Genomic DNA, 14,616 nt, shown 5'->3' with positions numbered 1-14,616 from the left:
GATCTTTTCGGCTGGACGCCCGACTACCGCAAGCCGGGCGAGCGGATCGAGTGGTGGTATCACAACCTCGGCTCGGTCACCGGCGCGGGCGTGGCCGAAATCACCAACCAGCTCGAATACGACGACGAGGTCGCCTACAACGCGGTCCGCAAGATCTACGATCTGGGCCGCAGGCGCGACGAGCGGCCATGGATGCTGACCGTCAGCTTCACCCACCCGCATGACCCCTATGTGGCGCGGCGCCGGTTCTGGGACCTTTACGAGGGCTGCGAGCATCTGGCCCCCCGCGTCCCCGACCCGGGCTACGACGCGCAGGACCCGCATTCCAAACGCCTTTTCGACGCCAATGACTGGCGGTCCTTCGAGATATCGGACGCGGACATCGCCCGGTCGCGGCGCGCCTATTTCGCGAATATCTCCTACGTGGACGACAAGATCGGCGGCATCCTCGACGCGCTGCACGGCACGCGGCAGGAGGAGGACACGGCCATCGTGTTCCTGTCCGACCATGGCGACATGCTGGGCGAGCGGGGCCTGTGGTTCAAGATGAGCTTCTTCGAGGGCGCGTCGCGCGTGCCGCTGATGATCTGCGCGCCGGGGCTCGCGCCGGGCCGGGTCGATGCGCCGGTCTCCGCGCTCGACGTCACCCCGACGCTGGCCGACATCGCGGGGATCGACATGTCGGAGGTCATGCCCTGGACCGACGGCGAGAGCCTGATGCCGGTGGCGACCGGGACCGCGGCCCGCGAGAACCCGGTGCGGATGGAATACGCGGCGGAGGGGTCGAACGCCCCCCTCGTGTGCCTGCGCGGCGAGCAATGGAAGTTCATCCACTGCGAGCTCGACCCGCCGCTGCTTTTCGATCTGGCCGCCGACCCGGACGAGTTGAAGAACCTCGCCCCCGACCCCGCCTACGCGCCGGTGCTCGAGGCCTTCACCGCCCGGATGCGGGAGCTGTGGGACATGGAGGGCTTCGACGCCGAGGTCCGCCAATCTCAGGCCCGCCGCTGGGTGGTTTATGAGGCGTTGAGGAACGGGGCCTATTTCCCCTGGGACTTCCAGCCGCTGCAGAAGGCGTCCGAGCGTTACATGCGCAACCACATGGATCTGAACGTGCTCGAAGCGAACCAGCGCTTCCCGAGGGGCGAGTGATGCAGGCTCAACCGACCGCCAGCCATTTCGTCGACGGCCGCTATGTCGAGGATGAGACGGGCGCGCCCTTCGTCTCCCGCCACCCGGCCACCGGCGAGGTGATCGCGGAGCTTCGCACGGCCACCCAGGCGGTGATCGAGGCCGCCTTCGACAGCGCGGCGCGGGCGCAGCGGGACTGGGCGGCGCGATCCCCGGCCGAGCGTGGCCGGGTGCTGCGCGCCGCCGCCGACATCCTGCGGCGCGACAACCGGGCGCTGTCGGAACTGGAGACGCTGGATACCGGCAAGCCGTTGCAGGAGACGCTGGTGGCCGACGCCGCCTCCGGCGCCGACGCGCTGGAATTTTTCGGGGGGATCGCCGCCGGGATCACCGGGGAGACCATCCCGATCCCCGGCGCGCATGTCTACACGCTGCGCGAGCCGCTGGGCGTCTGCGTCGGCATCGGGGCGTGGAACTACCCGATCCAGGTGGCGTGCTGGAAGGCGGCCCCGGCGCTCGCCTGCGGCAACGCCATGATCTTCAAACCCTCCGAAATGACCCCGCTGACCACGCTGAAGCTGGCGGAGGCGCTGACCGAGGCCGGGGCCCCTGCCGGCCTCTTCAACGTCGTGCAGGGGACGGGCGAGGTCGGGGGGGCGCTGGTGGACCACCCGCTCTGCGCCAAGGTCTCGCTCACCGGGTCGGTTGCGACCGGCGCCCGGGTGGCCGCGCAGGCGGCGTCGCGGATGGTGCCGGCGACGATGGAGCTGGGCGGGAAATCGCCGCTGATCATCTTCGACGACGCGAATCTGGAGGATGCCGTCGGCGGCGCGCTGCTGGGAAACTTCTATTCCGCGGGCCAGGTCTGCACCAACGGCACAAGGGTCTTCGTTCAGTCCGGCATTCGCGATGCGTTCATGGAGCGGTTGCTGGAACGCACCGCGAAAATCCGCATGGGCGACCCGATGGACGAGGCGATCCAGATGGGGCCGCTGATCTCCGCCGAGCATGCCGCCAGGGTCCGCGTGCTGATCGACACCGCGCAGGCGGAGGGCGCCTCGCGACTGACGCCGGACGTGCTGCCGGACCTTCCGGGACTGGACCTGGCGGCCTTCGTCCCCCCCACCATCTTCGCCGGCGTGACCGACGACATGACCGTGGCGCGCGAAGAGATCTTCGGGCCGGTCCTGTCGCTGCTCGGGTTCGAGACCGAGGATGAGGTGATCGCCCGCGCCAACGGCACGCCCTTCGGGCTGGCGGCGGGGCTCTTCACTCGCGACGTCTCCCGCGCCCACCGGGTCGCCGCCGCGCTCGACGCCGGGGTCTGCTGGATCAACTGCTACAACCTCACCCCGGTCGAGGCGCCCTTCGGGGGCGTGAAGGCCTCGGGCATGGGGCGGGAGAATGCGCGGGCGGCGGTGGAATTCTACACGCGCCTCAAGACCGTCAATCTCGGGCTCGGCCCGGTCGACAGCCCTTACTGAGGAACCAGCCCATGATCATCGTCCATGGACGCGCGACGTCCTCGAATGTGCAGGCCGTGATGTGGTGCGCGGCGGAACTCGGGCTCGCGGTCGACCGCCGCGACGTCGGCGGCGCCTATGGCGGGACCGACACGCCGGAATACCGCGCCATGAACCCCAACCGCGTGGTCCCGACGGTGGAGATCGACGGGACCGTGCTGTGGGAAAGCGCGACCATCGTCCGCTGCCTGTCGGAAATGCACGGCGACGCCGCGTTCTGGCCGCGCGACCCGCTCGCCCGCGCCCGGCTCGACAAATGGGCGGAATGGGGCAAGACCACGCTCGCCCCCCGCTTCCAGCCGTTCTTCCTGCAGTTGATCTTCGCCCGGCCCGAGGCGCGCGACCCGGCGGCGATCGAAGCCGCCCGGCCGCCGCTGGCGGCGGCGCTGGCGATCCTCGATGCGCATCTGGCGGGCTCGAAATGGATCGGGGACGCGTTCTCCTATGCCGACATCGTGCCGGGCGTGCTGATGTATCGGCTGCATGAGCTCGACATGGGGGTCGGAGAATTCCCCAACGTCACCCGCTGGTATCGCGACCTCGCCGCGCGCCCGGCCTATGCCGAGCACGCCATGGTCCCCTTCGACGTGCTGCGCCCCAAATGACCGGCGGGCGCGGTTGGCGGGACACGGACGAAGCGCCCATCGCGGATTTCGTCATCGTCGGCTCCGGATCCGCCGGGGCGGCGATGGCCGCGCGGCTGTCGGAGGACGGGCGGCATTCGGTCATCGTCATCGAGCATGGCGGCACCGATGCCGGGCCCTTCATCCAGATGCCCGCCGCGCTCAGCTACCCGATGAACATGTCCCGCTACGACTGGGGCTTTCGATCGGAGCCCGAACCGGGGCTGAACGGCCGCAGGCTCGCCTGCCCTCGCGGCAAGGTTCTGGGGGGATCGTCGTCGATCAACGGCATGGTCTATGTGCGCGGTCATGCCCGCGACTACGACCATTGGGTGGAGGAGGGCGCCGCCGGCTGGTCGGGCGCCGACGTCGCCCCCTATTTCCGGCGGATGGAGCATTGGCACGACGGCGGCCAGGGCGGCGACCCGGACTGGCGGGGGACGAACGGCCCCCTGCACGTCACCCGGGGCCCTCGCCAAAACCCGCTCTTCGAGGCCTTCGTCGAGGCCGGCGCCCAGGCCGGCTTCGGGCGGACCGACGACTATAACGGCGCCCGGCAGGAAGGTTTCGGCCCGATGGAGATGACGGTCTGGAAGGGCCGTCGCTGGTCCGCCGCCAACGCCTATCTGCGTCCGGCGATGAAGCGGGGCAATCTTCGCGTCATCCGGGGGCTCGCGCGGCGCGTGGTGCTGGACCGCGGCCGGGCGACCGGGGTGGAGGTGCGCCGCCACGGGCGGATCGAGGTGATCGGGGCGCGGCGCGAGGTGATCCTGGCGGCCTCCTCGATCAACTCGCCCAAGCTGCTGATGGCGTCCGGCATCGGGCCGGCGGCGCATCTGGCCGTCCACGGGATCGACGTCGCCGCCGACCGGCCCGGCGTCGGCGCGAACCTGCAGGACCATCTCGAGGTCTACGTCCAGCAGGAATGCACCCAGCCGATCACCCTGAACCGGCATTGGAACCTGCTCGGCAAAGGGCTGGCGGGGGCGGAGTGGCTGCTGTTCAAGCGTGGGCTCGGCGCCTCCAACCAGTTCGAAAGCGCGGCCTTCATCCGGTCCCGCGCCGGGGTGGATTACCCCGACATCCAGATGCATTTCATCCCCATCGCGGTGCGCTACGACGGCAAGGCCTCGGCCGAGGGCGACGGGTTCCAGATCCATGTGGGACCGATGCGCGCGACCTCCCGCGGGACGGTGACGCTGGCCTCCCCGGATCCGGAAGCGCCGCCCGAGATCCGCTTCAACTACATGTCCACCGACCAGGACCGGATCGACTTCCGCCGCGCGGTGCGCGCCGCGCGCGAGGTTCTGGCCCAGGACGCTTTCGCGCCCTATCGCGGCCGGGAGATCCAGCCGGGCGCCGCGGTGCAGTCTGACGACGAGGTCGACGCCTTCGTGCGCGACCATGCCGAAAGCGCCTATCACCCCTGCGGGACCTGCCGGATGGGACGGGCGGACGACCCGCGCGCGGTGGTCGACCCCGAATGCCGGGTGATCGGGGTGGAGGGGCTGCGCGTCGCCGACAGCTCGATCTTCCCGCGGATCCCCAACGGCAATCTCAACGCGCCCTCGATCATGGTGGGGGAGAAGGCGTCGGACATGATCCTCGGCCGCCCGCCCCTGCCCGCGGAGAACGCCGAGCCGTGGATCAACCCGCGCTGGCGGGTGTCGGATCGCTAGAAGTCGAGCGTCGCGCCGATCGACCAGCCCACCACGTCGTCGCCCAGGATGACCGAGCCGCGGATCGAGCCGCCCTCGACATAGGGGAACGTCTCGCGGTCGACGATGCGCAGGCCGGCGCCGAGCTCGCCATAGGCGGAGAAATCCAGCCCGCTCGCCTGGTTGGACCCGATCAGGGCGGCGCCGCCGACGAAGCCGATCCAGCGCAGCTCCCGCCCCATCAGGGTGGCGCCGGTCGGGCCCTCAAGCTCGGTGTGCATCGTCACGGTGTCGAAGGCGTCGACGCCCGTCGTATCCCACGCGCGGTCGGAGGCGTCGACCACGTCGGCCCAGAGCCGCGTGTAGCGCCCGGTCAGCGACAGGTCGATGCGGTCGGTGAAGGGCGCGTCATAGGCGACCTCCACCGCGCCGCCGTAAAGCAGGCTGTCGACATCGGCGTTGAACAGGATGCCCCTTGTGGCCGCGTCGGCGAAGCGGGCGCCGGGGCCGGAGAAATCCGTGTCGTCCTCCACCCGGCTGTAGCCGATCAGCGCCATGGGGCGGATCCGGAAGCCCGGGGCGCCGTCGATCTCCATCCCCAAGCCGCCGATGCCGGAATAGGTGGTCAGGTCGTAGGCCACGCGGGTGTCCCGGCCGGTGCGGAACTGGAACGTTTCGACCTGGGAGATGGAGGCCGTGCCCAGCGTCAGCTCCAGGAACGGCCGGGCGCCCGGCGCGATATCGGCGAAGGTGTAGGACATCGGCAGGTTGCGAGTGCTGATCGTGTCGTCGCCGGCGCGGTAGCTGGCCGAGCTCAGCCCCTTCTCGCCGCCGAACAGCACGAACGCCTCGTAATCCGCTGCGAGCGGCGTGGAGCTGAGCCTGTCGCGCAGCAGGTCGCGCGTGGCCCCGACGCTCTGCGCCGAAGCCGGCGCGGCGACCAGCGCCACGGTCAGCGCAGCGGCCGCGGCCAAGCCCGCCCGGACGCGGCGGGCAGGCTGGCCCGTCGCTCGGGCGGCTTGGAGGACGGGGCCGCTGACCATCAGGCCGGTCTCCGGATTCGAAACGCTTCCGGATGATATAATGCGACCGGCGCCGTTGTGTTAACCCAACCGACGCCGGCGCCGTCGCTTTCGCCTAATCCGCCGCTTCGAGCGCCGCGCGACGGTCGTCGTAGCCGGCGTAGGACGCCTTGAGCACCGCGTGGTTGAGCAGCACCACCGCCTTCGGCGCGCCCGTCTCAAGGTCCGAGAGCGTGGTGCGGGTCCAGTAGGATTCGGTCCGTCCGCTTTCGGCGATGGCCGCGATCTCGCGGCGGACGCCATAGGTCTCGCCCACCAGCAGCGGGCCGTCGACCAGCCGCATCTCCAGATCCGCATAGAGCCCGATGGCAGGCCCCTTGATCGGGAAGCCCGCGGCCTTGGAGCCGTAGGCGGCGAGGACCGAGATCATCTCCATCGGGATCGCCTCCCGCCCCCAGGGGGAGGCGGCGGGGTCGGAATAGGCGGCCATGGTCTCGGTGATGGCGCCGAGCTTGCCGCGCAGCGTGAACGGGTAGAGGTCGCCCATATGGTCGTCCATGCCCATGGTCGCGGTCTCGCCTGGCTTGCCGGTCATGCCGACGCGCAGATCCTCGAGGATCACCAGCTTGCCGGGCGGGCGCAGGCGGGCCAAGCGGGATTCGAGCAGGGTCTCGCCATGGTCGGGCCCCAGCGTCGCGGTGGCGTCGAGCACGCGGGTCCCGTCCGCCTTCTCCGCCCAGGCGACGGCGCGGGTCGCGCCCTTCGCCGGCATCTCGACGAAGGCGCGGACCTCCTCCCCTTCCACCACCATGTTGAGGAAGTGGACCGAGAGGCACCCGCGCTCGAACCAGGCCTGGCCCCAGATCCGCTCGCACAAGGGCTCGAACTGGGAGAAATGCGTCGGCCCCTCGATGGGACCGGCGCGAAAGCCGAGTTTCTCGGCCATGGCGTCGTCATGGATCGACGTGTGACCGTCATAGGCCTGATCCGCCAGCATCTGCCGGGGCGCGCGCAGCGGCCCCGACAGGATGCCGTTCTCTATGGCCAGAAGCGTGTCGAACATTCGGGGTCTCCTCCTCCGTTCGCCGTCGCCCTCGATTATCCGGCCCGGACCCCGCTCAGCCCTCCAGCATGAGGCTGGGAAGCCAGAGCGAGATCTGGGGGAAGGCGATCAGCAGCGCCATGATGACCACTTCGCAGGCGAGGAACCAGAGCACGCCGCGGAATACCGTCTGCAGCGGCACGGAATCCCCGGCCACGTTCTTCACCACATAGACGTTGAGGCCCACCGGCGGGGTCAGGAGCCCGATCTCGATCATCTTGACCACGATCACGCCGACCCAGATCAGGTTCATGTCGAGCGCGTCGAAGGCCGGCAGGAACACCGGCAGCGTCAGCAGCATCACCCCGATCGGGTCGAGGAACATGCCGAGGATCAGGTAGACGATGGAGAGCGCGATCACCAATTGAATCGGCCCGAGTTCCATGTGGGACACCATGTCGGCGATGAAGCCCGGCACGCCCGCCATGGCGAGGAAGCGGGTCAGCATCACCGCGCCGATGGCGAGGAAGAACAGCGACGAGGTGGTGCGCAGCGCGTCGCGAACGCTGGCCCCCAGGGTGCGGCGGTTCAGGTTGCCCATGAACGCGCCGATGATCAGCGCGAAAGCGGCGCCCAGCGCGCCGGCCTCGGTCGGGGTCGCAAGACCGGCGTAGATCGAGCCGATCACGCCCATCACCAGCACCGGCATCGGCCAGACCAGCAGCAGCGCCTCGAACTTCTCGCGCCAGGTGACCTTGATGGCGACCCTGGGGGCGAGGCTCGGGTCGATGATGCAGCGGGTGACGATCATCACCGTGTACATGCCCGCGGTCAGCAGGCCCGGGATCAGCCCCGCCATCAGCAGCCGGCCGACCGACTGTTCGGTGAACCAGCCGTAGATCACGAAGGCGATGGAGGGCGGGATCAGCGCGCCCAGCGTGCCGGAGGCCGCGACGGTGCCGGTGGCGAGCGCCTTGTCGTAGCCGAACTTCAGCATCTCGGGGATCGCCAGCTTGCCGACGGCGGCCGAGGTGGCGATGGAGGAACCTGACGCGGCGGCGAAGCCCGCCGCGGTGAAGTTGGTGGCGACCGCAAGGCCGCCGGGCAGTTCGTTCAGCCATAGCCGCGCCGCGTTATAGAGCGACGAGGTCAGCCCGGTCTGATAGGCGACCGCGCCCATCAGCAGGAACATCGGCACCGCCGAAAGCTCCCAGGACGAGGCGAAGTCATGGGGCAGCGAGCCGATCAGGCCCAGGGCGGCGCCCTTGGAGCGCACCAGCCAGATGCCGACGAAGGAGACGGAGCCGAGCGCGAAGGAGATCGGCACCCGAAGCGCCAGCAGCACCATGATCGCGGCCACCCCGAGATAGCCGATAGTCAGATTGTCCATGTTCTTTTCCTGCGGATCGGTATCTTGGGCGGGATCAGGCGGCGTTGTCGTGCGTCGGGTCGTGCTTGACGACCTCGGTCAGCAGACGCTTTCCGCGCAACGCGAAGACGAGGTTGTCGAGCGCCTGCAGCAGCAGCCACACCCACATCAGCGCGCCGCCGAGCGGCAGAAACCAGCGGGCCGGCCACACCTGCATGTGCACGGTGGCGGTCTCCCACTCCTCGCCGCGGCGGGTCATGGTGATGGCCTTCTCGACGGCGCTGTCGATCATCACGCCCACATAGAGCAGGCCGATGACGCAGCCGAAGAGCTTGACCAGCGACAGCGCGCGGGGGGCGAGCTTCTGGGTGAACATCTCGACCTCGAGATGCTCGTGGTCGCGGGTGACCACGCCCAGCGGCAGGAACACCAGCGCGACCATGTAATAGCTCGCCACCGTCTCCAGCGTGGTCGGGATCGGCCAGTTGAAGAAATGCTTCATCAGCACGTCGAGCGCGACCTGGGCCATCATCAGCAGCATGATCGCGCCGCCGAGCAGGCCCACGGCGCCGGAGATGGCGGAAGCGATCTTCTCGATTGTTCGCGTCCGGGACGGGGCGGCGCGCGCCCTGCCCCGGACGGGTCGGTCAGTTCAGCTTGGAGAAGATCTCCGTGCGCAGGGCCTCGGCGTATTTGGCCTTGTCGCCGCCGGTCTCGGCGACGATGCCGCGCCATTTCTCGACCACGTCCTTGAAGCCCATGATGACCTCTTCGGCGTTCTCGATGCCGTCGCTCTTGCCGGCTTCGGCCGCGGCGGCGTATTCGCCGGGCCGGATCTCGGCCACCTTGTCGGCGAGGTCCTTGTCGGCCGGATAGACCACCATGCCGAGCGCCTCGGCGGCGGCGACCGCCTCCGCGTCCTCGGCGAGATAGGCCCACTGGATGTTGGCGATCAGGTCCGGCAGCCCGTCGATCAGGGCGGCGCGCTCGTTGTCCTCGAGGTCCGCCCAGACGTCGGCGTTCAGGTTCATGACCATCGAGCCGATATAGGCGCCGAGCGGATCGGAGACCATCGACTTGACGAAGTCCTTGATGTTGTAGGCGGAGAGCCAGGCGGCGGACCCGACCGAGCAGTCGGCCTGACCGCGCTGCATCGCCTCGTACATCTCGGCCGAGGTGATCGACACCGGGGTCGCGCCCAGGCTCTGCATCAGCACGCCCATGCGCGAGGTGGCGCGGACCTTCTTGCCGTTGAGGTCAGCCAGCGAGGTGACCTTGGACGTGCACATCAGCACATAGGGCGAGGTCGAATACCAGGCGAGCGGCTTCACGCCGTTCCGCTCGTAGTCCTCGAGGCAGGACGGGCAATGCAGCAGCTGGTACTCGTTCACCGCCGCGGCGAAGGCGAGCACGTCGTCGGCCGCCACGAACAGCGAGGACAGCAGCGCCGAGGTCGGCAAGTCGCTCTTGACGTAAACGTCAACGATGCCGGCGGCGTCGATGACGTTGTCGCCAACGGCGCCCAGAAGCTCCTTCGGCCCGCCCATGGCGCCGCCGTAGAAGGTCTTCCACTGGATCGAGCCGTCGGTGTCGGCGGTGATCTTTTCGAAATACGGATCAAGACCCGCGGTGTTGACCGGATGGGTGGCGGAGATGTAGCCGCCATAGCTCAGGTCACGGGCCATGGCCGGCGCCGCAAGCGCCCCTGCCGCGCACGTCAAGGCAAGCGCCGTCATTGCGAATTTCATGTGGTTTCCTCCCTTTTTGGTCTTCGACCCTCCCGACATGCTCCGGCCTTGGCGCCGGCTTGTTCCGTCGGAAAGTGCTTTTGGCCGCCGCAAATTAGCCGCCGTCCCGCGGGCCGACAAGCGGCAATGCGGAACCTTGGCTCGACCCGCGGAACAGACAGGCCATATCGGACCGCATGCCGGTATGCCGAGGACGATATCACGGGATGGATCGCGGCGACGATCACGCATCGGGGGAAACAGGGCGGCGGCGCCCCCTGACGCCGCCGCCGCAGGACCGGATCAGTCGGCCAGCTTGTCGTAGACTTCGCGCTTCAGCGCCGCCGCGTAGGCGACCTTGTCCTCGCCGACCTCCTCCATGATCCCGCGCCACTTGGCGACCAGATCGCGGAAGGTCCCGACCAGCTCGGCGGCGTTCTCGATGCCGTCGGCCTTGCCCTGCTCGATGGCGAGATCGTATTCGCCCTCGCGGAAAGCGGCCATCGCCGCCTTGAAGTCGTCGGAGGCCTCGATCACCTGGCCGTTCGGCTTGGCGGCGACCTCGGCGGCGGCCGCGTCGGCCTCCTCGAGATAGACCCAGTTGATGTCGGCCACCAGCTGCGGGATGTTGTCGATCATCGCGGCCTTGGCGCCCGCGTCGAGATCCTCCCAGCGGTCGGCGTTGGCGGCCAGCACCATGGTGCCGAAATAGACGCCGAGCGGCGTGGATACCACCGAGGTCACGAAGTCCTTGATGTTGTAGGAGGTCAGCCAGGCCGCCGGCCCGACCGCGCAATCGGTGGAGCCACGCTGCAGCGCCTCGTACATCTCGGCCGACGTGATCGAGACCGAGGCCGCGCCCATGCCCTGGAACATCGCGCCGAAGCGGGACGAGGTGCGGACCTTCTTGCCGTTCAGCTGCTCGAGCGTCGACACCTTGTCGGTGCACATCAGCAGGTAGGGGGAGGTGGCGTACCAGGCGAGGCCGACCACGCCGTTGTCCGCGCGCTCCTCCTCGCAGCCCGGGCAGGCGAGCAGCTGGAATTCGGTCATCGCGGCGCCGTAGACGCGGCTGTCGTCGGCGGTGGCCAGCAGGCCCGAGACCAGCGCCGAATGCGGCAGCGAGCTGCGCAGGTAGACGTCGACCACCGCGCCGGTGTCGAGGATGTTGTCGCCGATGGCGCCCAGCAGCTCCTTCGGCCCGCCCATGGCGCCGCCGTAGAAGGTGGTCCAGGTGATGTCGCCGCCGGTGGCCTCGGTCACGCGGGCGAAGAACGGGTCGAGGCCCGCGACATGCACCGGGTGGTTGGCGGAGATGTAGTCGCCATAGGTCAGCTCGTCGGCCCCGGCGGGCGCGGCGAAGACGGCGGCGGAGAGCACGGCGGCGGACAGAGTCGCGGCGGCCTGGGAGCGCGCGCGCGCGCTCGACATCAGGAACATTCGGTTTCCTCCCGGAAGCGTTCGTCATAGGGGATGCGCCGGCGCTTTTCGGCCGCTTGGCACTGCAGGAGGCTCGATGAACGGCCGCGCGGCGCAGGCGCAGTTTAGGGTCAGAATCGGGATTGAACAAGCGACCCGTGGAATTCATGCTCCGCTATGCGAAACCATTTCGTCGCAGGGCGCGCCGATTTCGGACGAGGGCCGTCCGAAGGCGTTCGACGCAGCGGCCCGTTGGGGCAACCGGGCGACCCATGCGAAAAGGGCCGCCCGCGATGCGGACGGCCCGGGGTCGGATCGGCGGGTCGGCGCCCGTTCAGCCGAGCTCGTTGGTCATCACCACCGTGCCCGAGGCCGCGAACATGCCCCCCACGCCGTGACAGACCGAGACCTTGGCCCCCGGCACCTGGGCCGGCGAGATCCCGCGCATCTGGCGCACGCTCTCCTGCAGCGCATACATGCCGTACATGCCCGAATGCATGTAGCTGAGCCCACCGCCATTGGTGTTCAGCGGCAGCTTGCCGCCCGGGCGGGTGTGGCCCTCGGCGATGAACGCCCCGCCCTCGCCCTTGCCGACGAAGCCCAGATCCTCCAGCCCGTAGACCGGCAGATGCGCGAAGGCGTCGTAGATCATCAGGTGATCGACCTCCGAGTGCTTCAGCCCGGCGCTCTCGAAGGCCAGCTTGCCGGACATGCGGAAGGCGGCCGACGAGGTGAAATCCTTCATCTGGCTCACCACCGGCGTCTCGGCGCTTTCGCCGGCGCCGCGGATGTAGACGGGCTTCTGCTTCAGATCCTTGGCGCGGGCGGCGGAGGTCAGCACCAGCGCGCCGCCGCCATCCGTCACCAGGCAGCACATCAGCTTGCGGAACGGCCAGCAGATCATCTTCGAATTCAGCACGTCGTCGACGGTGATCGGGTCGCGGAAGCTGGCGCGAGGGTGGAAGGCCGCCCATTCGCGCTGCACGACCGCGACCATGGCCAGCTGCTCTTCGGTCAGCCCGTCGTCCTTCATCTTGCGCAGGACGGGGATGGTGAAGCGCGACGGCGGGATGGAGACGCCGTAGGGCGCTTCGAACTGCGCGTCGAACTGGGAGGGGAAGATCGGCCGCCCCAGCACGCCGGTGCGGGACCGCCCGCTTTCGCCATGGGTGATCAGCACGGTCTCGCAGAGGCCGGATTCGATGGCCGCGACCGCGTGGCGGACATGGACCATGAACGAGCAGCCGCCGACCGACGTGCCATCCGCCCATTTCGGCACGATGCCGAGGTAATGCGCCACCTCGGTCGAGTTGTGACCCGCCGTGGCCACCCCGTCGATGTCCTTCACGGTCAGACCCGCGTCGGCGATGGCGTTCAGCGCGGCATCGGCATGGAGGCCGATCTGGGAGAGCTCGGGGATTTTTCCAAGCTCTGTGGTCTCGGCGGCGCCGACGATGGCGACGGAATTGGGGGTCATTTCGAGGCTCCCGCCGGTTTGAACTGCGGGAGGGTGATGTCGTCGGTGATCTTTTCGAAAGTCACTTCAAGGGGCATGTCGAGCACCAGCGCCTCGGGCGTTTGCTCGCATTCCAGGATGTTGGCCATCATCCGCGGGCCTTCCTCCAGCGCCACCACCGCCACCGCGAACGGGGCTTTCATGCCGGGCGCGCCGAGATGGTTGATGATGTAGCTGTAGAGGATGCCCTTGCCGGACGCCTTCTCCACCTTCACATCGCGCGACCCGCATTCGGGGCAGAACGGGCGGGGCGGGAAATAGGCGTCGCCGCAGGCGTTGCAGCGCTGCAGGCGAAGCTCGCCTTCCTTGGCGCCGTCCCAGTAGTGCCGGGTCTCCGGCGTCGGGGTGGGGACCACCCGATCGGTCGTGGACACGTGGATTTCCTTTCGCGGGAATCAGATCGGGGCGGTCAGGCGGAGACGGTCGCGCGGCCCTGGTCGAGCACGACGACGTCGCGTTCCTCGACCACGGCGCGGAAGGCGAAGGATCCCTGCCCTTCATCCCAGATCTCGGTGCGGATGGTCTCTCCGGGATAGACGGGGGAGGAGAAGCGCAGCGACATGGTCTTCATCCGGGCCGGGTCGGAGGCGCAGCATTCGCGCAGGATCGCGAGCCCGGCGACGGCGTAGGAGCACAACCCGTGCAGGATCGGGGCCTTGAAGCCGGCGGCGGCGGCGACTTCGGGGGAGGCGTGCAGCGGGTTCGGATCGCCCGACAGGCGGTAGATCAACGCCGATTGCGGCAGGGTCTTGAAGCTGTTGACCATGTCCGGCGCCCGGTCGGGAAGCGGCGGGGCCTTGGGCTGGGGCTTGGGCGTGCCACCGAAGCCGCCGTCGCCGCGCGCGAAGGTGGTGGAGGTGAGCGTCGCCAGCTTCTCGCCGGTCGCCTTGTCGGTCAGCGTCCGCTCGATATAGAGCAGCGCGCCCTTGCCCGCGCCCTTGTCGGAGATCTCGCGCACCCGGGTCTGGCCGACGACCGTCGCCTCGGGCGGCAGGGGGCGGTGCAGCTCCATCCCCTGCTCGCCATGCAGGACCTTTTGCCAGTCGACGCCGGACTCCGGGTCCCGCACCCAGAAGCCGGGGCCGGCCAGCACCACCGCCATGGTGGGCAGCGCCGAGAACCCCTCCTGCTCCTCGAAGAGGAAGCGCAGCTGGGCGGCGTCGAGCGGATCGCCTCCGAGCCCCACCCCCAGCGCGTAGAGGATCGAGTCCTTGGAGGTGTAGGCGTGTTCCACCGGCTTGAACGGCCAGTTGAGGAGTTTCTGTTCGTCGATCATGCGATATGTCCTCTTCCGCCGATCAGATCGGGTCCCAGGTGAAGATGTCGGACGAACGGTCCAGCGGATAGGCCGAGCCCGCGAAGGCCGGCAGCGCGGTTTCGACCACGGATTGCGGGGTCCAGCCCTCGGCGGTGTGGACCGAGCGGATGGGGCGGTTCTGGGAGAAGAGATACATCTCGTTGCGGCGCACGCCGAAGATCTGGCCGGTGATCTTGCGGCCCTCGTCCGTCGCGAGCCCCGCCACCAGCGGCGCGATCTTGGCCGGCGTCGACTGCTTGGCCTTTTCGATGCGCGCGGCGTCCGCCTC

13 protein-coding genes and 1 pseudogene are annotated in these 14,616 nt (G+C 68.8%); 4 read left to right on the top strand and 10 right to left on the bottom strand.

Annotated features, from left to right (window positions below; all coding sequences use genetic code 11):
• From betC to betA, 4 genes are all read left to right on the top strand, one after another.
• A partial coding sequence (gene betC, locus ACTB72_RS18405) for a choline-sulfatase (protein ID WP_463038467.1) occupies positions 1–1,152 on the top strand: 1,152 nt, incomplete at its 5' end.
• Positions 1,152–2,615 (top strand): betaine-aldehyde dehydrogenase, encoded by a 1,464-nt coding sequence (betB, locus tag ACTB72_RS18400; protein WP_463038466.1) that lies wholly within the window; start codon positions 1,152–1,154, stop codon positions 2,613–2,615. The genes betC and betB, both read left to right, overlap by 1 nt.
• Before the next feature lie 11 nt (positions 2,616–2,626).
• The gene (locus ACTB72_RS18395; RefSeq protein ID WP_463038465.1) at positions 2,627–3,259 is read left to right on the top strand and encodes a glutathione S-transferase family protein; all 633 of its coding nucleotides are present in this window, start codon (positions 2,627–2,629) and stop codon (positions 3,257–3,259) included.
• A complete protein-coding gene (gene betA / locus ACTB72_RS18390; protein WP_463038464.1) occupies positions 3,256–4,956 on the top strand; it encodes a choline dehydrogenase in 1,701 nt (566 codons plus the stop codon). The genes ACTB72_RS18395 and betA overlap by 4 nt, the downstream gene beginning before the upstream one ends.
• Here betA and ACTB72_RS18385 read toward each other — a convergent pair.
• The 10 genes and pseudogenes from ACTB72_RS18385 to ACTB72_RS18340 all read right to left on the bottom strand — a co-directional run.
• Entirely contained in the window at positions 4,953–5,909 is a 957-nt protein-coding gene (locus ACTB72_RS18385; RefSeq protein WP_463038463.1) for a hypothetical protein, read from the bottom strand. The two genes, betA and ACTB72_RS18385, sit on opposite strands and share 4 nt — an antisense overlap.
• Positions 5,910–6,072: 163 nt before the next feature.
• A complete protein-coding gene (locus ACTB72_RS18380; protein WP_463038462.1) occupies positions 6,073–7,020 on the bottom strand; it encodes a hypothetical protein in 948 nt (315 codons plus the stop codon).
• Between the two features lie 55 nt (positions 7,021–7,075).
• Complete coding sequence (locus ACTB72_RS18375) at positions 7,076–8,389, bottom strand: TRAP transporter large permease (RefSeq protein ID WP_463038461.1); 1,314 nt, start codon at positions 8,387–8,389, stop codon at positions 7,076–7,078.
• Positions 8,390–8,423: 34 nt separating this feature from the next.
• Positions 8,424–8,909, bottom strand: coding sequence for a TRAP transporter small permease (locus ACTB72_RS18370; protein ID WP_463038460.1), 486 nt, complete (start codon positions 8,907–8,909; stop codon positions 8,424–8,426).
• 106 nt (positions 8,910–9,015) lie between these two features.
• The gene (locus ACTB72_RS18365; RefSeq protein ID WP_463038459.1) at positions 9,016–10,053 is read right to left on the bottom strand and encodes a C4-dicarboxylate TRAP transporter substrate-binding protein; all 1,038 of its coding nucleotides are present in this window, start codon (positions 10,051–10,053) and stop codon (positions 9,016–9,018) included.
• A gap of 345 nt (positions 10,054–10,398) precedes the next feature.
• Positions 10,399–11,535: a TRAP transporter substrate-binding protein DctP gene (gene dctP, locus ACTB72_RS18360; RefSeq protein ID WP_463038458.1), complete on the bottom strand. Its 1,137-nt coding sequence runs from the start codon at positions 11,533–11,535 to the stop codon at positions 10,399–10,401.
• A 313-nt stretch (positions 11,536–11,848) separates the two neighbouring features.
• Entirely contained in the window at positions 11,849–12,991 is a 1,143-nt protein-coding gene (locus ACTB72_RS18355) for a thiolase C-terminal domain-containing protein (protein ID WP_463038457.1), read from the bottom strand.
• Positions 12,988–13,404 (bottom strand): Zn-ribbon domain-containing OB-fold protein, encoded by a 417-nt coding sequence (locus tag ACTB72_RS18350; RefSeq protein ID WP_463038456.1) that lies wholly within the window; start codon positions 13,402–13,404, stop codon positions 12,988–12,990. Before ACTB72_RS18350 ends, ACTB72_RS18355 begins: the two co-directional genes overlap by 4 nt.
• Positions 13,405–13,439: 35 nt before the next feature.
• On the bottom strand, positions 13,440–14,306 hold the full coding sequence (locus tag ACTB72_RS18345; protein WP_463038455.1) for a MaoC/PaaZ C-terminal domain-containing protein: 867 nt from the start codon (positions 14,304–14,306) through the stop codon (positions 13,440–13,442).
• 22 nt (positions 14,307–14,328) lie between these two features.
• Positions 14,329–14,616 (bottom strand): annotated as a pseudogene (locus ACTB72_RS18340) (3-hydroxyacyl-CoA dehydrogenase); the annotation flags it as partial.

This window comes from Albimonas sp. (genome assembly GCF_055129145.1).
The sequence above is the reverse complement of the archived record's forward strand: the minus strand, read 5'-3'. Positions and strand labels throughout refer to the sequence as shown.

Bases quoted from the DNA above. Each gene is read 5' to 3' on its own strand.
- betB (WP_463038466.1), top strand. From the start codon at position 1,152: ATGCAGGCTCAACCGACCGCCAGCCATTTCGTCGACGGCCGCTATGTC.
- ACTB72_RS18395 (WP_463038465.1), top strand. From the start codon at position 2,627: ATGATCATCGTCCATGGACGCGCGACGTCCTCGAATGTGCAGGCCGTG.
- betA (WP_463038464.1), top strand. From the start codon at position 3,256: ATGACCGGCGGGCGCGGTTGGCGGGACACGGACGAAGCGCCCATCGCG.
- ACTB72_RS18380 (WP_463038462.1), bottom strand. From the start codon at position 7,020: ATGTTCGACACGCTTCTGGCCATAGAGAACGGCATCCTGTCGGGGCCG.
- ACTB72_RS18375 (WP_463038461.1), bottom strand. From the start codon at position 8,389: ATGGACAATCTGACTATCGGCTATCTCGGGGTGGCCGCGATCATGGTG.
- ACTB72_RS18370 (WP_463038460.1), bottom strand. From the start codon at position 8,909: ATGCTGCTGATGATGGCCCAGGTCGCGCTCGACGTGCTGATGAAGCAT.
- ACTB72_RS18365 (WP_463038459.1), bottom strand. From the start codon at position 10,053: ATGGCCCGTGACCTGAGCTATGGCGGCTACATCTCCGCCACCCATCCG.
- dctP (WP_463038458.1), bottom strand. From the start codon at position 11,535: ATGTTCCTGATGTCGAGCGCGCGCGCGCGCTCCCAGGCCGCCGCGACT.
- ACTB72_RS18355 (WP_463038457.1), bottom strand. From the start codon at position 12,991: ATGACCCCCAATTCCGTCGCCATCGTCGGCGCCGCCGAGACCACAGAG.
- ACTB72_RS18345 (WP_463038455.1), bottom strand. From the start codon at position 14,306: ATGATCGACGAACAGAAACTCCTCAACTGGCCGTTCAAGCCGGTGGAA.